Source organism: Cobetia sp. PDI-23MA, from assembly GCF_059507735.1.
In genome coordinates this window covers 1,894,503-1,921,031 of record NZ_CM183352.1, presented here as the reverse complement: position 1 = coordinate 1,921,031, position 26,529 = coordinate 1,894,503, and the positions used below count along the sequence as shown (strand labels likewise).

The window sequence follows — 26,529 nt, the reverse complement described above, 5'->3', positions numbered from 1 at the left end:
CCCAGCCCTCGTGAGGCCGGGCAGGCAATGACGTACCTTCAGGAATGTCGAACCGGAAGCTGTCGATTCGACGATGGCGACAGTGCCTACCATCAGACTAGTGGAAAGTCGCTCTGGCGGCCTATCAGTTAACGTTAACGTCAAGGTATCGCAAAGGCAGACGATGTGCCTGCCTGACAACTACTTCTTTGGTGGAACCTTTTGCGGCATGGGCTCATGCGCGTTCGGCATAGAAAGCTGAATTCGCGCGTAAGAACGCTTTTTTGCGACTAAAGGTGCAGAGGGTGAGTGAAGGCTGACTGTTAATCTTCCCGCACCAAAAAAGTGCTTAATGCAGTGCGCAATCGTGACAAGGCATCGAGACGACAGACTCGGGCGCGCCCTGAGCATCATCAGCGATGATCATCGCTAGACACCTAAGGACAGTTCCATGAGTGATTCCTCCCGCCCTAACCTGTGGCGCCGTTTGCCGTTGTGGCAGAAGATCCTGGGCGGCCTCGCCCTGGGGATACTCGCTGGCGCCCTGATGGGAGAAAGCGCCAGCATGTTCAAGCCGCTGGGCGATATCTTCATCAATGCGATCAAGATGCTGATCGTACCGTTGGTCTTCAGCACCCTGGTGGTCGGTATCACCTCGATGCGTGACCCGCAGAAGATGGGCCGCATCGGCGGCAAGACCATCGCCCTCTACCTGCTGACGACCGCCTTCGCGATCGCCATCGGCATGCTGGCCTCCAGCATCTTCCAGCCGGGCAACGGTTTCACGTTCGACTTCGACAAGGCGATGGAAGCCAAGGAGGCGCCCTCGCTGGTGCAAATCCTGGTCAACCTGGTGCCAAGCAACCCCATCGATGCGCTGGCCAACGGCAACATCATGCAGATCATCGTCTTCGCCATCGGGATCGGCATCTCGCTGATCATGATCGGCGACAAGGGTGAGCCGGTCGTGCGCGTCTTCGACAGCTTCGCCGAGGTGATGTACAAGCTGACCGAGTTCGTGATGGCCTTTGCACCGTTCGGCGTCTTCGGCCTGATGGCACATGTCTCCGGCAACTATGGACTGGACGTGCTGCTGCCGCTGGCCAAGGTGATCGGCGTGGCCTATCTGGCGAGCATCGTGCACGTGTTGGTGGTCTACTCCGGCCTGCTGGCGACGCTGGGCAAGCTGAACCCGGTGCGCTATCTGCGCGGTATCGTCGATGCACTGGTCGTGGCCTTCTCCTCGGCTTCAAGCTCCGGCACCCTGCCGATCTCCATCCGCTGCGCCCAGAAGAATCTCGGCGTCTCGGAAGGTGTCTCCGGCTTCGTGCTGCCGGTCGGCGCGACCATCAACATGGATGGCACCGCCATCTATCAGGGCGTGGTGGCACTGTTCATCGCCCAGATGACCGGCATCGAGCTGTCGATGATGGATTACGGCATGATCGTGCTGACCGGTACGCTGGCCTCCATCGGCACGGCGGGCGTTCCCGGTGCCGGGCTGATCATGCTTTCCATCGTATTGAGCCAGGTAGGCCTGCCGCTGGAAGCCATCGCGGTGATCGCCGGCATCGACCGTATCCTCGACATGGCACGTACTACCGTGAATGTCGCGGGCGACCTGATGGTCACCACCCTGGTTGGCAAGTCCGAGAACGAGCTGGACCTCGAGATCTACAACGCGCTCCAGCACAAGAAAGACGCCTGAAGCAGGCTCAGGCGCTCTCAACCGCGCCAGGCCTTGAAACATGCATCGTAAACACGAACGCCCCGCTCAATGAGCGGGGCGTTCGTGTTTCAAAAGCAGTGTTCAGACTCCGTATTTCAGGCTGTCACCAACAGGGAGATATCAACGGCAAGGTCAGGCAGATTCCGGCGGCGAATCGCGCAGTTCACGCCTGAGCACCTTGCCAACGTTGGTCTTGGGCAGCTCATCGATGAAGACCACCTGACGTGGCACCTTGTAGCTGGCCAGCTCCTTGCGCGACCAGTCACGCAGCGCATCCGCCTCGAGCTCTGCACCGTCCTTGAGCACGACATATAGCTTGATCGCTTCACCACTGCGCTCATCCACCACCGAGACGGCGGCCGCCTCGAGCACATCCGGGTGACGCACGATGACGTCCTCGACCTCATTGGGATACACGTTGAAGCCGGAAACGATGATCATGTCCTTCTTGCGATCGACGATGCGCATATAACCATCGTCCTGGAAGACTGCGATATCCCCGGTGCGCAGGAAGCCATCGGTAGTGAAGCTGTCCTTGGTTGCCTGCTCACGCTGCCAATACCCCTTCATCACCTGCGGCCCCTTCACGCACAGCTCGCCCGGCTCCCCCATCGCGACCAGTGCACCCTCATCGTCATACAGGCGCACCTCGGTGGAGGGCATCGGCCGACCGATGGTGCCGAGCTGAATGGCATCCAGCGGGTTGAACGACACGATCGGCGAGGTCTCGGTCATGCCGTAGCCCTCGGAGATATCGCTGCCGGTGACCCGCTTCCACTCTTCTGCCGCCTTGCGCGTCAGCGCCACGCCCCCTGAGGTGGTGATCTTGAGCTTCGAGAAATCCAGTGCCTGGAAGCCGGGGTTGTTGCACAGCGCCACGAACAACGTGTTGAGGCCGACGAACATCGTGAAGTCGTGCTTTTGCAGCGTCTTGACGAAGCCCGGGATATCGCGCGGATTGGGAATCAACAGGGTGTGATTACCTTCACTGAGCATGCAGGCCAGATGAATGGTGAAGGCGTAGATGTGATAGAGCGGCAGCGGCGCCACCAGCGTTTCGTGGCCGGGGTTCAAGCCCTGCGTCAGGGCCATCTTGCCTTGCAGCATGTTGGCGAGCAGGTTGCGGTGAGTCAGCATCGCGCCCTTGGCGACCCCGGTGGTGCCGCCGGTGTACTGCAGCACAGCGATATCATCGAGTGCCAGTGTCGGCCGTTCCCAGCGCTCGGCCTTGCCCTGCGAGATGGCCGTGCGTAGCGCAATGGCGTCAGGCAGGTGGTAACTCGGCACCAGTTTCTTGACGTGCTTGACCACGGTATTGATCAGCAGTCGCTTGAAGGCCGGGTGCATGTCGCCCAATTCACAGACCAGCACGTACTCAAGGCCAGTGCGCCCCCGCACGCGTTCGACCTTGTCCGCCATGTTGGCCAGTACTACCAACGCCCGCGCGCCGGAATCATTGAATTGATGCTCCATCTCACGTTCGGTATACAGCGGATTGGTATTTACCAGCACCAGGCCTGCACGCAGCACGGCGAAGGCCACCACCGGAAACATCAACGTATTGGGCAACTGGATGGCGACCCGATCGCCCGGCTGGAGGTCGGTCTCATGCTGGAACCAGTCCGCCAGCTGACGACTGGTGGCATCCAGCTCCGCAAAGGTCATGGTGCGGTCCATGCAAGTAAAGGCAGGGCGCTCGCCATGCGCCGAGCAGGCCTTCTCCAGCATGTCCATCAGGGAGTCGTAGCCGCTGAAATCCACCTCCTGGGAAGACCGCAGGCACGACATGCCGCTCATGTCGCCTGCCGCTGGCTGTGCTCTCGAAGCGTCGGGCGAAACATCTGCCACGTGGGAGGGGTCTGTCGTGGAGTCGAGAGTGGAATCGGGAGTGGGCTTGCCTGACTCATCGGGTCGAGCCGCTAGGGGATCATGCATGGCGTTGCTCCTTGATCAGTACGTGGGGCGCTCGGCGTCACTGCCCCCGCTACCTTGTTGTTGTAGACGTCGTCATGAGACTAGATCGTAAGACGTCGTGATGAGATACGTGGTGAGGCGCTGCTGGGGCTCCGTCAGGTGAGTGTCAGTCTGTGGGGCCCTCACTGTCGACAGCATAGCCGCAAACCGATGCTGCGCGCCGTTGGCGGAATCGATGGACCTGTCAGCATTGGAACATACGTACGTTTGATATTGCCTTGCGACCTTGGTGACATGCGCAGACCTGCTCTGGAGCAGGGAAACAGCCCTGAGCCCAGGAGGTAAACGGCCCTGACCTGAAAGCGAGAAACACCGAGGCCCCTGCCCAGGGGGCAGAGGCCTCATGTCTTTCACACCGAACGCCTACGTCAGGCGCATGCGTCTGGTGCGTAGTCAGGAACATGGCAACTCACGATAGGTCGCGAACCTCGTTCTCGATCATCTTGCGGATGTGCTCCTCGTTCTCGATCAGCGATTCGCCGTCCTCGCGCAGCGATTTCAACAACCCGATCATCATGGCGATCAGCACGAAGGTGAACGGCAAGGCGCCGGCGATCGAGGCAGCCTGCAGGGACTTGAGCGCCTGATCGCCCCCCAGCAGCAGCAGGATCAAGGTCACGGCGCCCAGCATCATGCCCCAGATGATGCGTTGTTGAACCGGAGGGCGACGACCGAAGGCCAGCAGACGTCCCAGCACCAGGGTGCCGGAATCCGCAGACGTGACAAAGAAGATGATCACCACGATCAGCGCCGCCACCTTGGCCACGGTTGCAGCGATGCCGGGTGTGAGCACCTCGAACGAGTGATAGAGGGTGCCGGCATAATCCCAGTTGGTGACCGCAGCCGTGTAGATGCCCATATCGGCCCCGTACAGGGACTGGTAGATGCCCGCCGAGCCGATGACCCCGAACCAGACCAGCGCCACGATGGAGGGAATGACCATCACCCCGAGAATGAATTCACGGATGGTCCGGCCACGCGAGATGCGGGCAATGAACATGCCGACGAAGCCGGCCCAGGCGATCCACCAGCCCCAGTAGAAAATGGTCCAGCCGCCCTGCCACACTCGCTCATCCGGCGTGCGTGCCGTCCACAATGTCATCGAGACGGCGTCGGTGAGGTAATCGCCCAGTGCGGTGATCGAGCTCGCGATCAGATAGTTGGCGTCGCTCACCAGCAGGAAGTAGGCGAGGATGGCGAGGCATACCCAGGTATTGAAGGTGGAAAGCAACTTGATGCCCCGTGCGACACCACTGGTCGCCGAGAGGGTGGCAATGACGCTGATCAACACGATGGAGACCACGGTCACCATGCGCGACTTCTCTTCGATGAGACTCAGTGACATCAGGCCGGAGCCGATCTGCTCGACGCCCAGACCGAGCGTGGTGGCGATGCCGAAAATGGTGCCGAACACGGTCAGGATATCGACGGTGTGTCCGATGGGCCCGTAGATCCGGTTGCCGATCAGCGGATAGAGAGCCGAGCGCATCGAGAGCGGCAGGCCCTTGCGGAAGGCGAAATAGGCCAGTGACAGCCCGACGATGGCATACATGGCCCAGGCGATTGTGCCCCAGTGGAAAACGGTGAGCTTGATGCCACCGGCCGCCGCTTCCGCGACGCGGCTGTCAGGCACCGGGAAGCCTTCGTCCCCCGGCATGAGACCACTCGCCAGGGCGGCCTGCTTGGCTTCGAAGAAGGCAGCGACCGCCGCCTTGACGTCAGCACTCAAAAACGGATTGCCGCCGCTCCAATCACTCGCGAAATGGATCATGGGCTCGGACATCGAGAAGAACAGCATGCCTGCGCCGGTCCCGCAGCCGAACAGCATCGAGAACCAGGCAAAATTGCTGAACTCGGGACGCTCATCGTCACGCCCCAGCCGAATCTTGCCGACACGCGAACACATCACGTAAAGACAGACCATGAAGGTCGAGAACATCACCAGCACGTAGTACCAGCCCAGGGTGCTCTCTATCCAGGACTTGATGCCCAGAAACTGCTCGCTGGCCGTCTTGCCCAACAGAATCGCATAGAGAATGAAGAACACGGTCATGGTGATCGCGGTGATACCTAGCGTCGAGTTGAGTCCCTTCAGGACACCTCGCTGCTCGATGAGTGCATCCAGTTCCTTTCCTTTCAGCATGTTTCTACCTCGTGACGGGTATTTATTATCATTTTCATGATGCCGCTATCGTCGTTGATGACAGCGGTATCGTTGTTCATGACTGCGGATGCTGGGGCTCAGGGAACCTCAGCCGTCATGGAGATATTGCGGGCAGATCGCGTTCACCTTCGGTCAGTCATGGGCGAGAATCCTGGCAGGAGACAACACCGCGGCATGTCATCTGGCCCCAGCCGATATGCGACTTTGTGGGAAGAATCCATGCTAGAGGCCCCCTGCTTGCGAGACAAATAAGATCTCGACGTCGGCTGGATAAGCAGAGCTAATACCTGAACTGGGAAAACGAAGCCTCAGGTCAAGGCACCTTTCGACACATGCACTATCCAGGCCAGTTCTTTCAGGGAACCTCGTTCAGGGAACCTCATCCAGACAGACAAAAGCCCCCGGCGGATCTCTCCACAAGGGGCTCTTGCGTCATGGCGACGCGAGAAGCGTCACTGACTGCCCGCCCGGATCATTGACCGACCGACTGGCTCAGACGTAACTGGTGCAGGTAGTGCATATGACGCTCGTACTGCTCGAGCAGATCATTGATGACCTGGTCCTTGCTGTAGCCCATCAGGTCATAGGACTGACCGCCTTCCTTGAGGAAGACTTCGGCACGACAGTAATCCTCTTCATCCCCCTCGTCTTCCTGATCCAGATTGAGATCCGGGCGCAGGTGAGAGCGAATGCGCACGCCGTAGATGAAGTCATCTTCCTCACCGTGGCGCGCATTGAAGTAGACGCGATCACGGCTGGTGGTGACGTCGACTTCCAGCCCCTGGCTGCGCAGCTCTTCGGCCAGCTCCTGCATGCCTTCCGCGACGGTGCCGCGCAGGAATCCACGAACCATGGCGCGCGTCGGGAAGCTCATCAGGTGCTGGGCACGCTTGCGCCAGTTGCCCTTCTCGCCCATCGGTGTCGCGGCGGCAGTGTTCACCGACAGAGAACGGCGCTTGACGGACTCGAGATTGAGCTGTCGGAGTAGACCGAAGATCGCCGCCAGCAGAATCATGCCGAACGGCAAGGCCGTGGCGATGGTGGCGGTCTGAAGCGCACCCAGTCCACCGGCCAGCATCAGCACGATGGCCAGAAGACCTACCGCGAAGGCCCAGTAGATACGCTGCCAAGTCGGAGTGTCTTCACGACCGCCGGAGGCCAGCATGTCAACGACCATCGAGCCGGAATCCGCCGAGGTGACGAAGAACACGATCACCATCACCAGCGCGATCACCGAGGTGATGGACGACAGCGGCAGCTGCTCGAGGAAGGTGAACAGGGCCAGCGAATAGTTGTCGTTGACGGTGTCGACCAGCGCCGTGACGTTCTGCTCCAGAATCATCGAGATGGCGGTGTTGCCGAAGATGGTCATCCACAGCAGGGTGAAACCGGCCGGCACGAACAACACGCCGATCACGAATTCACGGATGGTACGACCACGCGAGACACGCGCGATGAACATGCCGACGAACGGCGACCAGGACATCCACCAGCCCCAGTAGAGCAGCGTCCAGCCACCGATCCAATCGTTGGGTTCGTAGGCGTAGAGCTCGAAGGTCTTGCCGACGATATCCGCCATGTAGAAACCGCTGTTCTGCACGAATGCCTTGAGCAGGAAGGCCGTCGGGCCGAGCAGCAGCACGAACAGCAACAGCACCACGGCGAGTCCGAGGTTAATCTCGGACAGGATGCGGATGCCCTTGTCCAGGCCTGTCACCACCGACACGGTGGCAAGACCGGTGATCACGACGATGATCGCAACCTGGGTCCAGTCGTTGTTCGGCATGCCGGTCAGGTGCGAGAGCCCGGCATTGACCTGTGCCACACCGTAGCCCAGCGTGGTCGCGACACCACAGACGGTGCCGACGATGGCGAAGATGTCCACCGCATGGCCGATCGGGCCGTAGATACGCTTGCCGATCAGCGGGTACAGCGCACTGCGCAGCGTCAGGGGCAGATCATGACGATAGCTGAAGTAGGCCAGGATCAAGGCGACGATGGCGTAGATCGACCAGGCATGCAGCCCCCAGTGGAAGAAGGTCAGCTTCATCGCTTCGCGCGCGGTCTCGACTTCTTCGGGAGTGCCCGTCGGCGGATTTAGGAAGTGCATCACCGGCTCGGCGACACCGAAGAACATCAACCCGATGCCCATGCCCGCCGAGAACAGCATCGCGAACCAGGTGACGTTGCTGTAGTCCGGCAATGAGTGGTCCGGCCCCAGGCGAATCTCGCCATGGCGTGAGAAGCCGACATACACCACCGAAATCAGCACGATGGCGACACACAGGATGTAGAACCAGCTTGCCGTGTTGGTGATCCAGCTCTGAACCGCTTCGAATATCGACATAGCGGTACCGGAAAAGGCCGCCGTGAAGATGACCAGCATCAATACGATGGCATTGGCACCGAAGAAGACCGGTGGGTTGACCTTGGCAAACAGGCCGGAGCGCGGCGCGTCACTGGCGGATTCGCCACCGCCCGCTGCAGGAGTATTGCGCATGAGGATTTCCTTGTGAGTGTACTGCAAGGCAGTCATGACCGGTGTCGACGCCTTGCTGGCACACGACACTATAATGAAAAAAAATAATCAGATCGTTTGGAAATAATATCATCTAATAACTAAGCAGCCAATGTCTTGTCCAACTACCGTCCAACTTCTCGCCACGCTCTGGTGCACAATGCCATTTGTTTTCTTGATGCTTGCACGCTGGCCTCCAACACCATCAGCACACTCAATTGCCATGCTGTTCGTACAGGAGTAAACGCATGAGTCGCAATCGTCATTCCGGCAAGGCCCCCCTACGCTATCTCGCGCTGGCTCTCGCCCTGTTGAGTGCCCTGCCGGCCACATCTGCTATGGCCGGACCAGGGCATGGGCGTTTCGATGGTCCGGGCTACATAGGCCCCGACATCGTGATCGGGCATGGTAAGCCCGGTCGGCTGATTCGCTGGGCACCGGGTGGCCCGGGGCACGGTCATGGCCTGCCCGCAGGGGCGCGTGGTGTCTGGGTGGGCGCTACGCTGTATTTCCTGGCGGCAGGCACCTATTACCTGTGGGAAGAGAGCCAGCAGCAGTATCTGCCGGTCCAGGCCCCCGCTCAGGCGACACTCACGGCCGCGGCGGTTGATGTCATCGCCTACCCCACCAAGGGCCAGAGCGAAGACCAGCAAGCGCGTGACCGCTATGAGTGCCATCGCTGGGCCAATCAGCAGAGTGGCGCCGAAGCTAATTCCGCGGCGCCGCCCGTGACCGCCAGCAACGCAGACACCTATCGACGCGCTCTGAGTGCCTGCTTCACTGGTCGCGGTTACAGCGTGCAATAGTCTGCTTGAGCCATGAGCATGAAAAAGCCCCGCCAGTTCGCGATGATCGCGGCCTGGCGGGGCTTTCTTGTGTCTGTCTGCTTGTTACGGATTCGCCTGCTTGCGGGATTTCCTGCTCGTGGCGATCAGCCGCGCCGCTTCTGGTGCCGTTCGCGGTTGTTGTCACGCGCCGCGCGGGATTTGCGCAACATCACCAGCGTCGCCCCCAGCCCACCATGGCGCGGCGTGGCACTGCTCCAGGCCTGCACCTCGGGCATCTGCTCCAGCCAGTGCACCAGGTAGGCACGAATCAAGGCGGCATGCGATTCGCTGTCACGCCCCTTGCCATGAATCACCAGAAGGCAACGCAACTCGCTGCGCCAGGCGTCCTGGATGAAGCGATGCACCTCACGGCGACACTCGATGAGCGGACGACGCATCAGATTGAGCTGCGCCTCAGGTGGGTAGCCGCCCTGGCGCAAGCGCTCCAGCACACCGGTCTGGATGCCATCGCGGCGAAACTCGACCGGGTCATGCGGCGAGAGATGCTCCACGTAGCTGTCGGACAACCCGTCCAGTTCATTGCCCAGGGTCTTCTGTGCGTCTTCACGCCGTGCCAGCTGAGCCTCGCTGGGGCCCTTGCGGGCCGTGGTGACATCGGCGCGGTCCTTGCCGCGCGTCAGAGGAGCAACGTCTTGCATCTCACGACTGAACAGATCATCCGCCTCGGCACTGCTCAACTCACGGGCATGCGCCGCCGACATCATTGCAGGGGAAAAACGTGACATGGCACCCTCCAGTCTTCACCAGGACGTGTCAATTACGTGGAGCGCGCAGTCAAGGTCGACAAACGACGACGCCCCGAGACAGAGCATGCCTCGGGGCGTCGGTTCAGCTCAAGTCGCTGACGTGATTTCTTGCGTCATCACGCATCAAGGGCGGATCAATGCCCGGTCTTGAGCTGCTCCCAGTACTTCTGATAGATCGACAGCGCATCGCCGACATCGGTCTGGAATTCGCCGCGGGCGAGATCCTGCTGAGTCGGGAAGACCACCGGATTGTCACGCACTTCCGGGTCCATCATGTTCCTGGCCGCCAGGCTCGGCGTGGTGTAACCCACGTACTCGCTGATTTCCTTGCTGACTTCCGGACTGATCAGATAATCGATGAACTGATAGGCCGCATCGACGTGACGCGCGTTGGACGGAATCGCCATGGTGTCCATCCACAGGATGATGCCTTCCCTGGGATAGACATACTCGACCGGCACGCCTTCCTGGTTGGCCTGATAGACCTCACCGTTCCAGATCAGGCCGGCATCGACCTCGCCCTGCATGAAGGGCACGCGCGCCGCATCCGAGTTGAAGGCACGCACATTCGGCATCAGCTGGGTCAGCTTCTGGTAGGCCGCCTTGATCTCATCGGGGTCCGTGGTGTTGCCGCTGAAGCCGAGGCTTGCCAATGCGACATGGAAGACTTCGCGCATGTCGTTGGAGAGCAGCAGCTTGTCACGATACTTGTCGTTCCACAGATCGTTCCAGCTGGTCAGCGCGCCCTCTTCGACATAGTCCGGGTTGTAACCGATACCGGCGCTGCCCCACATGTAAGGCACGCTGTACTGGTTGCCCTTGTCGAAGTCACGATCAACCAGATTCGGGTCGAGGTCCTCGAAATGGTCGAGCTTGCTGACATCCAGCTTCTGCAGCAGGCCTTCACGCGCCATCTTGTCGATGTAATAAGTCGACGGGAAGACGAGGTCGTAGCTGTTGTCGCTGTCCAGCAGCTTGAGCTTGGCGTACATCGCTTCGTTGGAATCGAAGGTGGAGTAGACGACATCGATGCCGGTCTGCTCTTCGAAGCGCTCGATGACCTCATCAGGCATGTACTCGGTCCAGTTGTAGACGTAGAGGACCTTGTCGCTGTCATCCGCGGCCAGAACGGGGGCGGATGTGGCCACGCAGGCCAGGCTGACGGCAGCCATCAGGCCAGCGGCGCGCAGCGGGAAACGGGTACCTTGCATGTTATTTTTTCTCCTTGAGCAACAACTGTGAAATCAACAGCAGACAGAGCGACAGCCCCAACAGCAGGGTTGCCAATGCATTCACTTCAGGTTTGAGCCCCAGTCGCACCATCGAGTAGATGCGCAGCGGCAGCACCTCGAAGGTCGGCCCGGTGACGAAGGTCGAGATCACCACATCATCCAGCGACAGGGTGAAGCTCAGCAGCCAGCCGGAGGCGATCGCCGGCATCAGCGCCGGTACCAGCACGTGCCAGACGGCGCGGGCTTCACTGGCACCAAGATCACGCGCCGCTTCCAGCAACTGCGGGTTGATGCCCGTCAGGCGGGAATAGACGGTGATCACCACAAACGGCAGACAGAAGGTGGCGTGCGAGACCAGCAGCGAGAAATAGCCCAGCTGGATACCCAACGCAATGAACAGCGCCAGGAAGGCGATCGCCATCACGATGTCCGGCATCATCATCACCGTGAACAGCATGCCATTGAGCAACGGCTTGCCACGAAAGCGATAGCGATAAAGCGCGGTGGCCGTCAGCGTGCCGATCAGGGTCGCCAGCGTCGCCGCCGTCACCCCGAGCCACAGCGTATTGAGCGCAGCCTCCATCAGATTGCCATTGCCCAGCAGCTTGTCGTACCAGCGCAAGCTGAAGCCGCCCCACACGAAGGGGTTGCGTGAGTCATTGAACGAGATGCCGATCAATACCAGGATCGGCACATACAACAGCGTGAAGATCAGCGTCAGATAACAGCGGTTGAACCAACGCAGCGCGGCGCTCGCCTTCATAGGGTCACCTCACGCTTGAAGAGCTTGACGCTGCGGTAATAGGCCAACAGCAGGAACGCCATCACCAGCGTCAGCATCACGCTGATCGCCGCGCCGAAGGTCCAGTTGTTGGCCTCCAGGAACTGACCCTTGATGATGTTGCCGATCAGCGGATGGCGCGAACCGCCTAGCAGGTCCGAGACATAGAACATGCCCATCGCCGGCAGGAACACCAGCAGCACGCCCGCGATGATGCCCGGCATGGTCAGTGGCAGCACGATATGGCGGAAGGTGGCCAGACCATTGGCGCCAAGGTCGCGGGCCGCCTCCAGTGTCGGGCGATTCAACTGCTCGAAGACGGCATACAGCGGCAGGATCATGAACGGCAGCAGCATGTAGACCAGCCCCACGATCACCGCCTCCTCGGTATACAGCAGACGCAGCGGCGCATCGATCAGGCCGAGATTCATCAGCACATCGTTGAGCAGCCCGCGCGTGGCGATCAGCGTGCGCAGGGCATAGATGCGGATCAGCGAGTTGGTCCAGAACGGAATGATCACCAACAGGAGCAGCAAGGGCTGCAGGCGCGGACTGGCCCGCGAGATCATCCACGCGAAGGGATAGCCGAGCAGCAGACAGATCAGTGTCGTGACCAGGCCGATCCACAGCGAATGACCGAAGACGCTCAGATACACCGGGCTGATCATCTGGCCATAGTTGGTCACGAAGCCCTGCCACAGCGTACTCGGCGACAGCTCACCGCCCAGCAGCTGGCCGGTGTTTTCCGGCATCAGACTGACCAGCACCACCAGCAGCGTCGGGGCCAGCACCAGCAGGATCAGCCAGCCCCAGATGACGGTCAGGGTGGCCGTCTTGAAGGGATTGCGCGCCAGACTCATGCACCCGCTCCCGTCACGGCAGGCGCATCATCGGGTAGGATGATCTCCCAGTCCGGCACCCAGCTGACACGTACGCGCTCGCCAAGGCGATAGTCGAAGTCAGGATCATCCTCGTCGAAGAACTCGCTGGCCAGCAACTGCTGACCGCTGTCCAGCTCCAGCACCGTGTCCAAGGTCATGCCCTTGTAGTTTCGCTCGATGACCCGTGCCGGGAAACCTTCGCTGTCCTCGGCGCCCTTGAGTCGCATGTCTTCCGGGCGCAGCAGCACCTGCACCGCCTCTCCGCCCTGATAGGCCCGGCCATGGCTGCTGAGTTCCAGCGTCTGACCGAGCAGCGTGATCTCAATGCGTCCGGCCGTCGCCGCGGGGCGCACGACCTGTGCCGCCAGCTGGTTGATCTCACCGACGAAGCGCGCCACGAACAGCGTGCTCGGCGATTCATAGACCTCACGCGGTGTGCCGATCTGCTCGATGCCGCCTTCGCGCATCACCACCACGCGATCGGACATCGACAGCGCCTCTTCCTGATCGTGGGTGACGAAGACGAAGGTGATGCCCAGACGTCGCTGCAGGCGCTTGAGCTCATTCTGCATCTGCTTGCGCAGCTTGTAGTCCAGCGCCGACAGCGGCTCATCGAGCAACAGGACGCGGGGTCGCTTGACCACGGCGCGGGCAATCGCGACGCGCTGCTGCTGCCCGCCGGAGAGCTGGTCCGGGCGGCGGTCCGACAGATGGGCCAGTTGCACCATCTCCAGCGCATCGCGCACCCGCTCATGAATCTCGGCCTTGGCGACCTTCTCCATGCGCAGACCGAAGGCCACGTTGTCATAGAGGTTCATATGCGGAAACAGCGCATAGCTCTGGAAGACGGTATTGACCGGGCGCTGGTGAGCGGGACGCTCATGCAAGGCCGTCGACTCGAGCGTGATAGTGCCGCTATCCGGCGATTCGAAACCGGCGATCATTCTCAGCACGGTGGTCTTCCCGCAACCGGACGGGCCCAGCAGCGTGACGAACTCACCATCGTTCAAATCCAGGTCAAGGCTGTCCAACACCTTGCGATCACCAAAGGTCTTGGAAATGCCACGCAACTTGACCAGCGGGGCCTTCTCAGGAGCAGAGCTTTTCATCGGCGGGTTGTCACCTCCAGCGGGCGCCGCGAACGGCACCCTCATGCATGTCAGGCGCGCCAGGGACTGGCACGCCACATCGTCAATTCCATCGTGCCTGGCCACCGGGAGACTGCCAGCTCTCGACTCGCCGCTCGCACACAGGTCGCGCAAAGGTCACATCAGGCAGCGGGCAAGGCACCGTCGTCAGTCTGGCATGCCAACCTTTCACTTGCGTGTCTGCACGGCGAGCCGCCGCGAGCCGCCGCCAGCTGACCTGTCTCACTCACACCTCACCCATACTTCAGTCAGGCTCTCCAGCGTGCAGGTCGACTTCTAGCAAGACAAGCGAGCGGTTCCGGGTCATGCGTGAGAGACAAATGAAAAGGCCCGAGCGGGAGTCGGGCCTTTTCATTGTCATCAGTCTTCGGCGTTCGCCTCACCCTGTGCGGGGAGAGCCGTCGGCACAGGGTGCGCATTCTGCCCATTCAACCTCGGGCTGTCACCTTGCCATCGCGTACCCGTCGCCTTCAGGTCGCGGCAAGTGCGGGATCCTGCGAGCCCTTCTTCTCCACCGCCGCGGACTCGGCGTCCACCTCCTCCACTCCGGGCAGGACATCCACCAGGCTGCAGGCCATGCGTTCCTTCTCGGCGGCGCGCGCATGCGCCAGCGCTTCGCGCAGCGGCTCGAGGCGCGGATGCGGCGCTTCGCCCGCCTCGCCGGCCGGCAACTCCCAGGGCAAGGCATGGGCCATTTCCCACAGAGAGTAATGGTTGAGGTCACGCCCCAATACCCATTGGCCATCCTGGGTCTGGCTGGCGATGTTCTCGGAGATCAGCGGCTTTAGGACTCGGCGGTAACGGCTGCCAAGCACTTCCGTGAGTCGATCATCAGACAGCGGCTCACCGCGCTCGTGGGCATCCTTGAGCAGCATCACCGCGCCGAGGGTCTGCCAGAACGGCGGCCAGCGATGCCAGTCGGCGTTGGAGCGTTCGCCCATCCAGGCCGCCACCTCCGCCCCCAGCAGCACGATGCACCAGGAAAGGAAGACCCACAGCAAGAACAGCGGTACGGCGGCAAAGGCCCCATAGATCGCCTGATAGGACGGGAAGTGCGTCACGTAGAGCGAGAAGCCCGCCTTGGCCAGCTCCAGCGCCAGCGCGGTGGTCACGGCCCCGACTGCGGCGTCACGCAGTCGCACCTTGCAGTTGGGCACCGCGGCATAGATGAAGGTGAAGGCCGCGGCGCTCAACAGCGGCGGCAACAGACGCAGCAGCAGCGCCTTGCCGCCCAGCATCTCGGCGGCCGAATCGAAGAACGACAGCGAGGTCAGAAAGGAGGACAGCAGAAAGCCCGAGCCCAGCATCAGAGGGCCCAGGGTCAGCACCGCCCAGTACATCAGGAAGCTCGACAGTCCCTTGCGCCCTTCCGGCACCTGCCAGATGGCATTGAAGGCGCCTTCGATGGTGATCATCATCATCACCGAGGTCACGAACAGGAAGATCAGACCCACCGAGGTCAGATTGCGCGCCTGACCGGAGAACTCGTTGAGATACTCGAGCACCGTAGCGCCGGTCGAGGGCAGAAACTGGGAGAACACCGTGGTCTGCAGTTGATCGCCTACCCCATCGAAACTGGGAATGACGGCAAACATCGCATAGATGACCGTCATCAGAGGCACAATGGCGAACAGCGTCGTATAGGTCAGTGCCGACGCGGTCTTCTTGCCGTCATGGTAGTTGAATCGTGATACCAGCTTGAGAATGACGCCGATGGCGGGCATGCCCCGCGTAATCCCTGGCAGTTGTGGCATTCTTGTGCGCCCCTCTACAATGCGTGCCTGATGCATACGCCACCGCCGGCCATGGCCAGTAGCGCCTGCGTGATGCCCCATCGTCTGTTCGAAAATGGAGACAGTCATGTCGATCCTGAAACTCTACCACAACCCGCGTTGCTCCAAGTCACGGGAAACACTGGCCCTTTTGACCTCGCGTCTCGAGGTGAGTGACCTCGAGATTGTCCGCTACCTGGAGCACCCTCTCGATCGCGAACAGCTCGGGGCCTTGGCCGCCCGCGTGCAAGGCGGGGCGCGGGCTCTGACCCGTGAGAACGAAGCCGAGTGGAAGGCGCTGGGCCTTGTAGACCCCAGTGACGCGCAACGCCTCGATGCCATTGCCGCAACGCCGAAACTGATGCAGCGACCGATTCTCGATGATGGCAAGCGTGCCGTCATCGGGCGCCCGCCCGAAGATGTGCTGGTGCTGCTGGGTGATGCCTGAGTCCCCGCTGACAGGGTGTGCTCACCCAGGCGCTCGGCTTGCCCCTTTCGATAGATTGTCATCCACCTGAGGAAGCTCATGTCCGCAACGACCCCTGACGCGACGCCGTACGTCCTCGTCCTCTATTACTCCCGCCATGGTGCGACCCGCACGCTGGCCGAGCAGATCGCCGCCGGTATCGAGTCCATCAGCGGTGTCGAGGCGCGCCTGCGCCGGGTGCCCGAGATCTCGGCCACCTGTGAGCAGACCGAACCGGAAATCCCCGACAGCGGGGCCATGTATGTCGAGCTGGACGACCTGCGCCATTGTGCGGGCCTGGCGCTGGGCAGCCCGACCCGTTTCGGCAACATGGCGGCACCGCTCAAGTACTTCCTGGATACCACCAGTGAGCTATGGATGAACGGGGCCTTGATCGACAAGCCTGCCACCGCCTTCAGTGCCTCAAGCTCTCTGCATGGCGGCCAGGAAACCACACTGATCACCATGCTGATTCCGCTGCTGCACCACGGCATGGTCTATGCTGGCGTGCCCTATAGCGCCACCGAGTTGCTCGAGACCACCCAGGGCGGCACGCCCTACGGCACGACCCACGTCAGCGGCAAGCGTGGCGACAACGACGTCGATGACAACGAACAGCGCCTGGCACTGGCGCAAGGCAAGCGCATCGCTCGCCTGGCCCTTGCCATGCAATCGCTCAGGGAGACGAAATAGATGCGTGCCTGGCTTGAACGACTGGAACGTGAGCAGGGACTCGATACGCTGGAAGCCAAGAGCCGTCGCGGTGTGATCGCAAGCTTCGCGGCGCTTGCCCTGCTACTGCTGATCGGCGGCATGCAATTGATGGCCCAGAGCGAGAACAACGGCCTGCTGCCGCTGTTGATCCGCCTGCTGCCGCTCGCCTTGTTTCTGCCCGCCATTCTCACCCGGCGCGCGCGCGGCCATGTCTGGCTGGCCTTCGTCAGCCTGCTCTACATCATGCAGGGCGTGATGCTGGCCGGTGTGCCTGGCCACGCCGTCATCGGTGGACTTGAAGCCGTGGCGGCGCTGGGGCTGTTCCTTTCCAGCATGGCGTATGCCCGTTTCCGCTCGCGCAACCTCAAGCGTCAGCCGCAGGCCTGATCAAGCCTTGGCCTCTCCATTACCCGCCCTTCTCGTCGTGCCTTGTTCGGCTAGAATAGCCGACTAAAATAAGCGGCTAGAATGGCGGGTATCGGTTTGCGCCTTCCCATAGCGGCTTGCCGCTTTCCCCACCCTTACCCACCGCTCCTTCCAGCGTGTCTCCTCAACCATCGCGAGCCGTCCATGCTGTATCGGCTTTGCGAGTTGACCCCAGCGAGGCTTTGCCATGACCGGCCTGACAACACACTTGTCTTTCCCCCGCCCTGCGGGCATTTCGCGCCACCGCCCTGCGGGCGTAGCGCGCAACGGCCTGTCCACTGGCGTGCTGGCGGCTGGCGTGGTGCTTGCCAGCCTGTTGGCGTCGCCAGCGGCACTGGCTGACAAGGCGGAGGATGCCATCCAGTATCGCCAGGCAGTCTTCCAGGCGCTGGCGTGGCAGTTCAGTCCGATGGGCGCGATGGTCAAGGGCAAGCAGGAGTATGATGCCGAGGAGTTTCGCACTCGCGCCGAGCGACTGGCGCTGTTGGCGCAGATGCCATGGGAGGGATTCATCGCCGGTTCCTACGACGGTGATACCGACGCGCTGAGCAAGATAGAGAGCGACCGTGCAGGCTTCGACAAGCGTGCAGAGGCGTTGATGACCCAGAGCCGGGCATTGGCCGACGCCGCCGCCAGTCTGGATCTTGACGCCCTGCGCAGCCAGTTCGTCGAGACAGCCAAGACCTGCAAGGGCTGTCATCAGCAATATCGCGCTGACTGATGAGCGCCTCTTCGGGTCTGTAGGGGTCTGCACGGGTCTTTACGAAGGTGAAGCGCGCTGAACGCCTCATACCGGCTCATAACACCTCATACCGCCTCATACCAAGGCTTCGCCAGAACGCAAAAGCGCCGCCATGAGCTTGCTCAGGCGGCGCTTTTGCGTCTTGAGGTACTTGGGGGCGAAAGCAGCAGTAAGCAGCGCTTACGGCAACTGCGCGCCCTGCCAGATGACCAACACCCCGATACCGGCCGCCAGCCCCAGTGCAAGCCACTTGCGAGAGCGTGAAGTCGGCACCGACTGCCCCTCACCCACCAGCGACTCATCGCGCCGGACATGCTTGCGGCCATGCACCATCGCCCAGATCAGCCACTCACCGCGCAGACCATGCCAGACGATGGCCATCAGATGCAGCACGATCAGCCCCCACAGCAGCGTGATATTGGTGTGGTGCACCCAACCCAGACGTTCGGCGACACTCGCCGGGACTCGATCATGCAAGGGCCCCTCGAACAAGAGGTCATCGGTGATAAACAGTCCACTCGCTGTCTGAATCGCCAGCACCAGCAACATCGTCAGCATCATCCAGCCACCCAAGGGGTTATGACCGGCATGGCGCCTCGCCCGCTCTGTCAGAAAGTCCAATGTGTAGCGCCAGGTCATGCGCGGCGATACCACGAAGCGACCAAAGCGAGCATGGCCGCTGCCCACCAGCCCCCAGATGACGCGAAACACCACCAGTCCGATCACGCAATATCCCAGCCGTGCATGCCAGACCATCGGAAAATCGAGCCCTGCCCCAACCTCGGCGGTGTACCACATGCCGATGATCGCCAGAATTAGCAGCAGGTGAAACAGCCGGATGGCCAGCCCCCATATCTCGACACTGCGCAACGGCGAAGGCGCACCCTGGTCGACAGGCGCCATATCAGGCGTGGACTTGCGGGATCGTTTCGAACTCATCCTGATGATTCCCTCAGCGAATGAACCCTGGGTGACATAGCATGCGGTCAGGCAGCGATGACAGCCAACGAGCGGCTACAGACCAGTATAGGTGGCCATGACCTGGCGACCCACGGTAAATCAATCCATCGCAGCGCCATGAGACATATGAAATATCAGCAATGCAGCGCTGATTCAGCACTTTCCACTGCCAGCTGCCACCTTGGCAGCATCGCCTGACGCTTGATGACATTATATGCTGCGTAGATTGTCTGCGGCTTGTGGGGACTCGGCCTCTTGAAGACTCCCTGCATGTGTCGCCCATCTTCACCCCGCCTGCGCAGAACGGAACTCTCGCCATGTCATCGCCTTCCACGGCCAGTACCTCGCACGCCTCCCGGGACGACACCGCCGGTGCGGGCTCGCCTCCCCGGCAGCCAATCAGCGGTCGTCACCTATGGCAACAGGCACTCAACCAGACCCTGCCAGTGATGTTCGGCTATATCCCGCTGGGCGCTGCCTTCGGCGTGCTGTTCAGCCAGCTGCCGTTGAGTCCGTGGCTGGGCCTGCTCATGTCCTTGATCATCCTGGCCGGGGCCGGCCAGTTTCTGGCGGTTGCCTTGCTCGGGGCGGGGGCCGGCATCACCGAGGTCTTCGTGGCCACACTGCTGCTCAATTCACGCCACCTCTTTTACGGCCTGTCGCTGCTGGAGCGCTTTCGCGCCGCGGGCCTCGCCAAGCTCTACCTCATCTTCGGGCTGACCGATGAAACCTACTCGCTGCTGGCCAGTCTGCCACGCAGCGGCGAACGCGATGACCCAGTGGCGCGCCGTGATGACCAGCGGTTGATGGTGCGCATCACCTTGCTCAATCAATCCTGGTGGGTCCTGGGCACACTGCTGGGACTGGCAGCCGGCCAACTCAGCTTCGACAGCAGCGGCATCGAATTCGCGCTGACGGCGCTGTTCGTGGTGCTGGGCATCGAGCAGTGGTTCGCCCTGCGCGAGCGCTGGCCCTTCATGCTTGGCCTGCTGGTTACGCTCGCCGGACTGTGGTGGTTGCCCAAGGATCAACTGTTGCTGGGCAGCATCGCGGCCGCCTGCGTACTGTTGCTGGGGCATTATCACTATCTGCGCGGCAGACATTGCTCGCGCAACGCTCATCATCCGCGAGACACTCATCGCCCAGAAAAGACGTCCGCCCCACGACGGACGCAATGCACTGATGCCTCGGAGCCTCCTACCCCATGACCACCTTGCAGGCCTTGCTGTTGATCATCGTGGCGGCCGGTGCGACCTTCGCCACGCGCGCGCTGCCCTTCGTGTTCCTGTCACGCCACTCGGCCCATCCGCTGATTCTGCATATGGGCCGCTATCTGCCGGCCATCGTGATGGTCGTGCTGATCATCGTCTCGCTGTCGGCCATGCAACTGCCGGACATGACGCAATCCGCGTCACGCCTCGCCGCCTGGCAAGACTGGCTTGAAAGCGCCGAGGGTGCTGGCATGCTGATCGCGGCCGCCTGCGTGGCAGGACTGCATCTGTGGCGACGCAATGCGCTGCTCTCGATTGCCGTCGGCACCGGACTCTACATGGCCTGGCTGCAACTCGGCGGAGCCTGAGGCTTGCGATCCAGCACGTGAGCGGTCACAGTCATGTCATTACATGAGCAATTCATCAAGGGAGCCCACCATGAACCGCGATATCGCCGATGTGCGCCGAACCTATTCCGGTGATGGCCTCAGCCTTGCCAACACACCGATGGAACCCTTCGAGCTGTTCCAGGAGTGGTTGACCAGCGCGCTGTCAGCCGATGACAGTGACGCCAATGCGATGACGCTCTCCACCGTCGACAGCCAGGGCAAGCCGCATGCGCGCATCGTGCTGCTCAAGGGCTGCGACAGTGAGGGTTTCATCTTCTATACCAACTATCAGAGTCACAAGGGCAGCGAGCTGGCCAATGTTCCCTTCGCCGCACTGACCTTCTGGTGGCCGGCAATGCAGCGTCAGGTACGTATCGAAGGCAGCGTCGAGAAGGTCGAGGATGAGCTCTCCGACCGTTACTTCGCCTCACGTCCCAAGGAAAGCCAGCTGGGCGCCTGGGTCTCGCAGCAGAGTGTCGAGATTCCCGATCGCGAGTGGCTCAGCGAGCGCCAGGGCCGCTTCGAGCAGGTCTATGCCACCAGCGAAGTGCCGCGTCCGGAACACTGGGGCGGCTATCGTGTAGTGCCGGAGATGATCGAATTCTGGCAGGGCCAGCCCTCGCGTCTTCACGATCGCGTGCGCTACCAGCGCCAGGACGCGGAAGACGGTGAATGGCACAAGCAACTTCTGGCGCCCTGAACCGCTGGCCAGTCTGCACCGATCGCCGGCCTGCACCACCGCCAATCTACACCAATCGCCAGGCTTGGCCACACCGTGCGCTCTTCTCGAGGCTCCGCTCAGGCGGGGCCTCTTGCGTTTTCCGCCTGGCTGCAAGTCGGATAAGTGCCTCACGAGCGCCGAACGAGTACCGCATGAGTACCGCCCGAGCCCCCGTCAGGGCATTCCCTCACCCGCGGCTTGCCCTCACCGGGCACAAGCCGGACAATGGCCGCCCTTTCGGCCTCGCGAACGCCCGTCATCCTGCGCCTCTCATGGCGCAGCCGACATGGCCTGCGATGCCAGACACGCTCAGATTGGAGGCTTCATGGCCTGGGATGACAGCGGCACACCCAAGGTGGCACGTCAGACACTGGTAGACCGTCTACTGGCGGGCTACACCCCGTCCGACAGTCATGGTATCTCGCTGGTCGATCACGCCGTGGTCGGCAATGTGCTGTATACCGTGCTCGAGCATCCTCGCGGCCATACCTTCATTCGCCAGCACCTGATGCAGGCCCCGAAAAATGGGGATCCCAGCCGCTGGGAATACCATATCCGTGACGAAGGCACGCCCGACATTCCGCTGCAATGCCCGGAAGAGCTGCTGGCACAGTCGACGGCACCCGGTCAGATTGCCGCCCAATGGCGCGCCGACACCCGCGCGGCGCGTCAGGCCGTCGCGGCGCGCAAGCGCAAGATCAAGAAGCTCAAGAAGGGTGAACTGCTGACCGCCCTGGATGGCAGCCAGGTGATCTTCGTGCGCGCCTTCACCGCCAGCCTCTTCATCGGTCGTGCGCCGGATGATGACGAGGACGATGAATACGAATATCACTGGCAGGACATCGCGCTCTAGACCATGCCAGCGATTGCCCCTCTTGCCATTACGCCCCGACTCCCTTGACGTCACTGACGAGCCTTTATGCAGCCACAAGCCGACCCGTTCATCGTTCCCGTCTGCCACGAGACCTACGAGGTACTGTACGCCGACGATGACATCCTGCTGATCCACAAGCCCAGTGGCCTGCTCAGCCTCTCCGGCAAGCATCCGCTCAATCTGGATTCGCTGCATCATCGCCTGGTCAAGGAATACCCCAGTGCCAAGCTGTTGCATCGGTTGGATTTCGGCACCTCCGGAATCATGCTGGTTGCGCTCAACAAGCCCGCCAACGGCAACCTGACCCGCCAGTTTCAGGACCGCAACATCGGCAAGTCCTACACCGCGATCCTGCATGGCCATCTCGAGGAGGACAGCGGGCGCATCTCGCTGCCCATCGCCAAGGACGTCAACCAGTTTCCGCTGCAGAAAATCTGCCACGAGACCGGCAAGCCCGCCATCAGTGACTTCCGCGTCATCGAGCGTCTTGAGAATCCGGCGCGGACGCGAGTCGAGTTCACGCCGGTGTCCGGCCGCACGCATCAGTTGCGCATCCATAGTCAGCAGATCGGCCACCCGATCCTGGGCTGCGATCTCTATGCGACGGATGAGGCCTTCTTCATGGCCGAGCGCCTGATGCTGCATGCCGAGATGATCAGCTTCGATCACCCGGTGAGCGGTGAGCGCATGGAAGTGCGCAGTCCCTGCCCGTTCTGAGCCAGCCTGTCCTAAGCCCGTCGAGTGATCTGCAGACACACAACGAAACGCCCCCACAGGAGACCCTGTGGGGGCGTTTCGTCATACATGACTCAGCGAGTCATGTGTCAGGCATCACTCAGCCGCGGCCGGCAGCCATTGCTGGACGATATCCTGATGGCTTTCCACCCACGCCTTGGCGGTTTCGTAGGGGTCAGCGTCATCTTCCTGGTTGTTGAGCATCACTTCGCCCATGTCAGCCGGGGTCCAGGCGAAGTTGTCGAGAATCGCGTAGACCTCCGGCATGTCTTCCTCGAGTCCCTTGCGCGCCAGGGTGTGGATCTCCTCGGCACCGCCGTAGACGCCCTTCGGGTCATCCAGGTACTTGAGGTCCCAGCGGGCGAACATCCAATGCGGCGTCCAACCGGTGACGACGATCTCACGCTCGCCCTTGATCGCATTGCTCAGCGCGGCGGTCATGGTCGCACCGCTACCGGTGGTCAGGTCGATGTCCTCGAGATCGTAGTCCTCGATCACCTGCTCGGTCAGGCGCGTCAGACCTGCGCCCGGCTCGATGCCGACGATGCGCTCATCGATGTCCTCGGCGTGGGTCTTGATGTCGTCGATGGTCTCGAGCTTGCTGTAGGACGGCACGACCAGCCCCAGCTTGGTGCCTTCGAGATTGACGCCCAGGTCGTCGACCTTGTCGGCGATCTTGGCCATGTAGTCTTCGTGGGTGGTGGGGAGCCACGCACCGACCATGGCATCGGCATCGCCGAAGGCGACCGCCTGGAACATCGCCGCCGCAGAGAGCGCCTTGAGTTCGACGTTGTAGCCCTGTGATTCGAGCACAGCCTTGACCACATTGGTGGAGGCGACTTCAGAAGACCACTCGACGTAGGCCAGCGTCACATCGCCCTTGTCACCGGCGGCATACACGGCGCTTGCCCCGGCCAGTGAGGAGGACATGACAGCGCCAAGCAGCAATGCCTTGGTGGCAGCGTTCATCTTCGCGGTGACGTTCAAGGTAGTGCGGGAGGCATCTTGCTTGTTCATCATTTTCCCCTTTATTCGAATTTACTCATTGCTTATCGAAGCACATCTGTCGAGAAACGCGTGTCGACGGCCAAACGTTGAGTCGGGTATGGAAGTCCTCGAAGCGGCCTCCGCGTAGCCACAAAGCGCACGGAGGCCACTGGTGAATCCCCTCATGAACGGGGCTTCTTTTCCTTGCTGAAGGTCTGGGTCAGGCGGTCGAGCAGCATGGCCAGGATGACCACCGCGATGCCCGCTTCGAAACCATCTCCCGGACGCAGGCGCTGAATGGCTTTCCAGACCTCATTCCCCAGGCCATCGGCGCCGATCATGGCCGCGATCACCACCATCGAGAGTGCCAGCATGATGGTCTGGTTGATGCCGGCCATCACGGTGGGCAGTGACAGTGGCAGCTGCAGCTTGAAGAGCTTCTGGCTGCGGGTGGCACCGAAGGCATCGGCCGCTTCGATCAGGTCGTTGGGCACCTGACGAATGCCCAGCGTGGTGAAGCGAATCGCCGGCGGCATCGAGAAGATCACGGTGGCGAAGATGGCGGAGACCGAGCCGATGCCGAAGAAGGGAATCGCCGGAATCAGGTAGACGAAGGCCGGCATGGTCTGCATGAAATCCAGCACCGGCATGATGACCTTGTAGAAGCGGTCCGAGAGTGCCGCCAGTATCCCCAGCGGCACCGCGATGACCACCGCGACCAGCGTGGCGATCACCACCAGGGTCAGGGATTCGATCATCGGGTGCCACAAATCCAGGTTCCAGATCAGCCCCAGCCCCAGTACGGAACCGATGGCCAGTCGCGGGCCGGCCAGCCGCCAGCACAACAGCGCGACCAGGGCGATCAGCGCCCACTCGGGTAGCCACATCAGTGCATCGTTCAGGACGTCGATGCCGGTCTCGGTGAACTTGGAGATACCGCGGGTGATGCCTGAGTAGTTGGTCGTCAGGTAATCCAGCCCCGTCTCGATCCAGTCACCCAGCTCTATCTTCGGGATGGTAAAACCGGTTGCGTCGCTCATGCGTGTGCCTCCCCTGCTTCCGCCAGTTCCGCGAGTACGGACCCTTTGATCACCACGCCCAACAGGCGGGATTGCTCATCGACCACCGCCAGCGGATGGTGATGACCGGCAAACATCGCGAACAGGTTGTGCAGCGGTTCTTCCGGCGAGACCTGACAGCAATCGGAGTGGATGATGCTCGAGAGATCGGTAAGATTCTCGCGCACGGCACGTTCGGTATCCTCGGCGGTGATGATCCCGAGCACGGTACGATCACGACGGACCACGAACAGGCTGTCGAGGCCGTTGTCGCCCATCTTGCGCAGCGCCGTGCGCGGGCCATCGTCATCACGTGCGGTGGCCCGCACATCGGTCATCGCCGAGCGCGCAGTGAGGATACGCGACATGTCGACGCCTTCGACGAAGCGCGCCACATAATCATTGGCCGGGGAAGTGAGGATGCTTTCGGGGGAGCCGATCTGCACGATCTCGCCATCCTTGAGCAGGATGATGCGGTCGCCGATGGACAGAGCTTCATCGAGGTCGTGGGTGATGAAGATGGTGGTCTTCTTCATCTTGTGCTGCAGCGCCAGCAACTCCTGCTGCATATCCTTGCGAATCAGAGGATCGAGCGCCGAGAAGGCTTCGTCCATCAGCAGAACGCTTGAGTCGTTGGCCAGGGCGCGTGCGAGGCCGACCCGTTGCTGCATGCCACCCGAGAGCTGGCTGGGATAGGCATCTTCCCACCCTTCCAGCCCTACCTGCTTGAGCGCATCGCGCCCACGCTGATAACAGACCGTCTTGTCCTCACCGCGCACCTCGAGGCCAAATTCGGCGTTCTGCTGCACAGTGCGATGCGGAAAGAGCGCGAAATTCTGGAACACCATCGAGAAATGCTTGCGGCGACAGCGCAACAGCGACTTGTCATCCAGCTTGGCGACATCATCGCCATCGATGAGGATCTCGCCCTCCGTTGGTTCGATCAACCGGTTCAGGCAGCGGATCAGGGTCGATTTCCCGGAACCAGACAGCCCCATGATGACCAGCAACTCGCCTTCCATCACATCAAATTCCACGTTGGAAAGCCCCAACGTCTGGCCAGTCTTCTCGAGAATCTCAGGGCGCTTCATGCCCTCATCACGCAATTTGAGTGCCTTGTCGGGCTGATTGCCGAACACCTTGCTCAGATTGCGCACTCGAATCTTCACGTCGCGAGTGTCAGTCATTGGCTTTCCTGTCGTCAGCGGGCAGGAAATATTCACGGATTCTGTCCATTACGCACTCAATCCGGCAGGGAGAATGGCTCACCCTGCCGCTGACATCGCGCAATCTGGCCGCAAGCTGCGCTTGCCGACCTGCTGGCAGAATACTGTGTCATCCCCTGCGCCATTAACCATAAAGGATTCTTATATTTGTACTTACAATACAGTTTTATTGATAAGCGCTCAAACACGAACAGATGTTTATACGACCAAGGTGGTATGCTCTTGACGCTTCTTGCTGGTACCTCCCT

At 61.3% G+C, this 26,529-nt stretch carries 24 protein-coding genes; 11 read left to right on the top strand and 13 right to left on the bottom strand.

Translation table 11 applies throughout. The annotated features are described in order from the left end of the window. The first annotated feature begins 430 nt into the window (after window positions 1-430). Window positions 431-1,687: a dicarboxylate/amino acid:cation symporter gene (locus tag AC5WNJ_RS08185; RefSeq protein ID WP_495930987.1), complete on the top strand. Its 1,257-nt coding sequence runs from the start codon at window positions 431-433 to the stop codon at window positions 1,685-1,687. Between the two features lie 153 nt (window positions 1,688-1,840). Here the strand turns inward: AC5WNJ_RS08185 and AC5WNJ_RS08180 are convergent, their stop codons facing one another. The 3 genes from AC5WNJ_RS08180 to AC5WNJ_RS08170 form a co-directional block, all read right to left on the bottom strand. Continuing rightward, window positions 1,841-3,505 (bottom strand): AMP-binding protein, encoded by a 1,665-nt coding sequence (locus tag AC5WNJ_RS08180; RefSeq protein ID WP_253063701.1) that lies wholly within the window; start codon window positions 3,503-3,505, stop codon window positions 1,841-1,843. Window positions 3,506-4,091: 586 nt separating this feature from the next. Next, complete coding sequence (locus tag AC5WNJ_RS08175) at window positions 4,092-5,825, bottom strand: BCCT family transporter (RefSeq protein WP_495930986.1); 1,734 nt, start codon at window positions 5,823-5,825, stop codon at window positions 4,092-4,094. Window positions 5,826-6,318: 493 nt separating this feature from the next. Continuing rightward, window positions 6,319-8,346 carry a BCCT family transporter gene (locus tag AC5WNJ_RS08170; RefSeq protein WP_495930985.1) on the bottom strand — a complete coding sequence of 676 codons (2,028 nt, stop codon included), beginning with the start codon at window positions 8,344-8,346 and terminating at the stop codon, window positions 6,319-6,321. A gap of 266 nt (window positions 8,347-8,612) precedes the next feature. Between AC5WNJ_RS08170 and AC5WNJ_RS08165 the strand changes: the two genes are divergently transcribed. Continuing rightward, on the top strand, window positions 8,613-9,170 hold the full coding sequence (locus AC5WNJ_RS08165; protein ID WP_253063695.1) for a hypothetical protein: 558 nt from the start codon (window positions 8,613-8,615) through the stop codon (window positions 9,168-9,170). Between the two features lie 125 nt (window positions 9,171-9,295). Here AC5WNJ_RS08165 and smrA read toward each other — a convergent pair whose 3' ends face one another. The 6 genes from smrA to AC5WNJ_RS08135 all read right to left on the bottom strand — a co-directional run bounded on the left by smrA (window position 9,296) and on the right by AC5WNJ_RS08135 (window position 15,754). Beyond that, entirely contained in the window at window positions 9,296-9,937 is a 642-nt protein-coding gene (smrA, locus tag AC5WNJ_RS08160; protein ID WP_495930984.1) for a DNA endonuclease SmrA, read from the bottom strand. 155 nt (window positions 9,938-10,092) lie between these two features. Further along, entirely contained in the window at window positions 10,093-11,169 is a 1,077-nt protein-coding gene (locus AC5WNJ_RS08155; RefSeq protein WP_495930983.1) for an extracellular solute-binding protein, read from the bottom strand. A gap of 1 nt (window position 11,170) precedes the next feature. Next, entirely contained in the window at window positions 11,171-11,953 is a 783-nt protein-coding gene (potC, locus tag AC5WNJ_RS08150) for a spermidine/putrescine ABC transporter permease PotC (RefSeq protein ID WP_495930982.1), read from the bottom strand. Then, entirely contained in the window at window positions 11,950-12,831 is an 882-nt protein-coding gene (gene potB, locus AC5WNJ_RS08145) for a spermidine/putrescine ABC transporter permease PotB (RefSeq protein ID WP_176677054.1), read from the bottom strand. The genes potC and potB overlap by 4 nt, the downstream gene beginning before the upstream one ends. Beyond that, on the bottom strand, window positions 12,828-13,961 hold the full coding sequence (gene potA / locus AC5WNJ_RS08140; protein WP_495930981.1) for a spermidine/putrescine ABC transporter ATP-binding protein PotA: 1,134 nt from the start codon (window positions 13,959-13,961) through the stop codon (window positions 12,828-12,830). Before potA ends, potB begins: the two co-directional genes overlap by 4 nt. A 509-nt stretch (window positions 13,962-14,470) precedes the next feature. Continuing rightward, window positions 14,471-15,754, bottom strand: coding sequence for a YihY family inner membrane protein (locus AC5WNJ_RS08135; protein ID WP_495930980.1), 1,284 nt, complete (start codon window positions 15,752-15,754; stop codon window positions 14,471-14,473). A 106-nt stretch (window positions 15,755-15,860) separates the two neighbouring features. Here AC5WNJ_RS08135 and AC5WNJ_RS08130 point away from each other — a divergent pair, with 106 nt between their 5' ends. The 4 genes from AC5WNJ_RS08130 (at window position 15,861) to AC5WNJ_RS08115 (ending at window position 18,099) form a co-directional block, all read left to right on the top strand. Next, on the top strand, window positions 15,861-16,220 hold the full coding sequence (locus AC5WNJ_RS08130) for an arsenate reductase family protein (protein WP_176677051.1): 360 nt from the start codon (window positions 15,861-15,863) through the stop codon (window positions 16,218-16,220). 78 nt (window positions 16,221-16,298) lie between these two features. Continuing rightward, window positions 16,299-16,931, top strand: a complete 633-nt coding sequence (gene wrbA / locus AC5WNJ_RS08125; RefSeq protein WP_495930979.1) for an NAD(P)H:quinone oxidoreductase — start codon at window positions 16,299-16,301, stop codon at window positions 16,929-16,931. Beyond that, window positions 16,932-17,339 (top strand): DUF2069 domain-containing protein, encoded by a 408-nt coding sequence (locus AC5WNJ_RS08120; RefSeq protein WP_495930978.1) that lies wholly within the window; start codon window positions 16,932-16,934, stop codon window positions 17,337-17,339. It begins immediately after the preceding gene. Window positions 17,340-17,586: 247 nt separating this feature from the next. Continuing rightward, window positions 17,587-18,099 carry a c-type cytochrome gene (locus AC5WNJ_RS08115; RefSeq protein ID WP_495930977.1) on the top strand — a complete coding sequence of 171 codons (513 nt, stop codon included), beginning with the start codon at window positions 17,587-17,589 and terminating at the stop codon, window positions 18,097-18,099. A gap of 201 nt (window positions 18,100-18,300) precedes the next feature. Here AC5WNJ_RS08115 and AC5WNJ_RS08110 read toward each other — a convergent pair whose 3' ends face one another. Continuing rightward, window positions 18,301-19,059 (bottom strand): cytochrome b/b6 domain-containing protein, encoded by a 759-nt coding sequence (locus AC5WNJ_RS08110; RefSeq protein ID WP_495930976.1) that lies wholly within the window; start codon window positions 19,057-19,059, stop codon window positions 18,301-18,303. Between the two features lie 338 nt (window positions 19,060-19,397). On the opposite strand from AC5WNJ_RS08110, the gene AC5WNJ_RS08105 reads away from it, so the two are divergent. From AC5WNJ_RS08105 to AC5WNJ_RS08085, 5 genes are all read left to right on the top strand, one after another. Then, a complete protein-coding gene (locus tag AC5WNJ_RS08105; RefSeq protein ID WP_495930975.1) occupies window positions 19,398-20,288 on the top strand; it encodes an AzlC family ABC transporter permease in 891 nt (296 codons plus the stop codon). Continuing rightward, a complete protein-coding gene (locus AC5WNJ_RS08100; protein ID WP_495930974.1) occupies window positions 20,285-20,659 on the top strand; it encodes a branched-chain amino acid transporter permease in 375 nt (124 codons plus the stop codon). The genes AC5WNJ_RS08105 and AC5WNJ_RS08100 overlap by 4 nt, the downstream gene beginning before the upstream one ends. Before the next feature lie 70 nt (window positions 20,660-20,729). Then, window positions 20,730-21,380, top strand: coding sequence for a pyridoxamine 5'-phosphate oxidase (pdxH, locus tag AC5WNJ_RS08095; RefSeq protein WP_495930973.1), 651 nt, complete (start codon window positions 20,730-20,732; stop codon window positions 21,378-21,380). 346 nt (window positions 21,381-21,726) lie between these two features. Next, entirely contained in the window at window positions 21,727-22,254 is a 528-nt protein-coding gene (locus tag AC5WNJ_RS08090) for a hypothetical protein (protein WP_495930972.1), read from the top strand. A gap of 66 nt (window positions 22,255-22,320) precedes the next feature. Then, window positions 22,321-22,992 (top strand): RluA family pseudouridine synthase, encoded by a 672-nt coding sequence (locus tag AC5WNJ_RS08085; protein ID WP_495930971.1) that lies wholly within the window; start codon window positions 22,321-22,323, stop codon window positions 22,990-22,992. 114 nt (window positions 22,993-23,106) lie between these two features. Here AC5WNJ_RS08085 and AC5WNJ_RS08080 read toward each other — a convergent pair whose 3' ends face one another. From AC5WNJ_RS08080 to AC5WNJ_RS08070, 3 genes are all read right to left on the bottom strand, one after another. Next, window positions 23,107-24,027: a glycine betaine ABC transporter substrate-binding protein gene (locus tag AC5WNJ_RS08080; protein WP_495930970.1), complete on the bottom strand. Its 921-nt coding sequence runs from the start codon at window positions 24,025-24,027 to the stop codon at window positions 23,107-23,109. A 152-nt stretch (window positions 24,028-24,179) separates the two neighbouring features. After that, window positions 24,180-25,037 (bottom strand): ABC transporter permease, encoded by an 858-nt coding sequence (locus AC5WNJ_RS08075; RefSeq protein WP_495930969.1) that lies wholly within the window; start codon window positions 25,035-25,037, stop codon window positions 24,180-24,182. Further along, window positions 25,034-26,242 (bottom strand): quaternary amine ABC transporter ATP-binding protein, encoded by a 1,209-nt coding sequence (locus AC5WNJ_RS08070; RefSeq protein WP_176677040.1) that lies wholly within the window; start codon window positions 26,240-26,242, stop codon window positions 25,034-25,036. The genes AC5WNJ_RS08075 and AC5WNJ_RS08070 overlap by 4 nt, the downstream gene beginning before the upstream one ends. Window positions 26,243-26,529 lie beyond the last annotated feature (287 nt).

Coding starts and splice junctions, on each gene's coding strand:
- AC5WNJ_RS08130 (WP_176677051.1), top strand. CDS start 15,861: ATGTCGATCCTGAAACTCTACCACAACCCGCGTTGCTCCAAGTCACGG.
- potB (WP_176677054.1), bottom strand. CDS start 12,831: ATGAGTCTGGCGCGCAATCCCTTCAAGACGGCCACCCTGACCGTCATC.
- AC5WNJ_RS08180 (WP_253063701.1), bottom strand. CDS start 3,505: ATGAGCGGCATGTCGTGCCTGCGGTCTTCCCAGGAGGTGGATTTCAGC.
- AC5WNJ_RS08080 (WP_495930970.1), bottom strand. CDS start 24,027: ATGAACAAGCAAGATGCCTCCCGCACTACCTTGAACGTCACCGCGAAG.
- AC5WNJ_RS08135 (WP_495930980.1), bottom strand. CDS start 15,754: ATGCCACAACTGCCAGGGATTACGCGGGGCATGCCCGCCATCGGCGTC.
- AC5WNJ_RS08070 (WP_176677040.1), bottom strand. CDS start 26,242: ATGACTGACACTCGCGACGTGAAGATTCGAGTGCGCAATCTGAGCAAG.
- potC (WP_495930982.1), bottom strand. CDS start 11,953: ATGAAGGCGAGCGCCGCGCTGCGTTGGTTCAACCGCTGTTATCTGACG.
- AC5WNJ_RS08105 (WP_495930975.1), top strand. CDS start 19,398: ATGTCATCGCCTTCCACGGCCAGTACCTCGCACGCCTCCCGGGACGAC.
- AC5WNJ_RS08085 (WP_495930971.1), top strand. CDS start 22,321: ATGCAGCCACAAGCCGACCCGTTCATCGTTCCCGTCTGCCACGAGACC.
- pdxH (WP_495930973.1), top strand. CDS start 20,730: ATGAACCGCGATATCGCCGATGTGCGCCGAACCTATTCCGGTGATGGC.
- AC5WNJ_RS08075 (WP_495930969.1), bottom strand. CDS start 25,037: ATGAGCGACGCAACCGGTTTTACCATCCCGAAGATAGAGCTGGGTGAC.
- potA (WP_495930981.1), bottom strand. CDS start 13,961: ATGAAAAGCTCTGCTCCTGAGAAGGCCCCGCTGGTCAAGTTGCGTGGC.
- AC5WNJ_RS08175 (WP_495930986.1), bottom strand. CDS start 5,825: ATGCTGAAAGGAAAGGAACTGGATGCACTCATCGAGCAGCGAGGTGTC.
- AC5WNJ_RS08185 (WP_495930987.1), top strand. CDS start 431: ATGAGTGATTCCTCCCGCCCTAACCTGTGGCGCCGTTTGCCGTTGTGG.
- AC5WNJ_RS08155 (WP_495930983.1), bottom strand. CDS start 11,169: ATGCAAGGTACCCGTTTCCCGCTGCGCGCCGCTGGCCTGATGGCTGCC.
- AC5WNJ_RS08120 (WP_495930978.1), top strand. CDS start 16,932: ATGCGTGCCTGGCTTGAACGACTGGAACGTGAGCAGGGACTCGATACG.
- wrbA (WP_495930979.1), top strand. CDS start 16,299: ATGTCCGCAACGACCCCTGACGCGACGCCGTACGTCCTCGTCCTCTAT.
- smrA (WP_495930984.1), bottom strand. CDS start 9,937: ATGTCACGTTTTTCCCCTGCAATGATGTCGGCGGCGCATGCCCGTGAG.
- AC5WNJ_RS08165 (WP_253063695.1), top strand. CDS start 8,613: ATGAGTCGCAATCGTCATTCCGGCAAGGCCCCCCTACGCTATCTCGCG.
- AC5WNJ_RS08090 (WP_495930972.1), top strand. CDS start 21,727: ATGGCCTGGGATGACAGCGGCACACCCAAGGTGGCACGTCAGACACTG.
- AC5WNJ_RS08110 (WP_495930976.1), bottom strand. CDS start 19,059: ATGAGTTCGAAACGATCCCGCAAGTCCACGCCTGATATGGCGCCTGTC.
- AC5WNJ_RS08170 (WP_495930985.1), bottom strand. CDS start 8,346: ATGCGCAATACTCCTGCAGCGGGCGGTGGCGAATCCGCCAGTGACGCG.
- AC5WNJ_RS08100 (WP_495930974.1), top strand. CDS start 20,285: ATGACCACCTTGCAGGCCTTGCTGTTGATCATCGTGGCGGCCGGTGCG.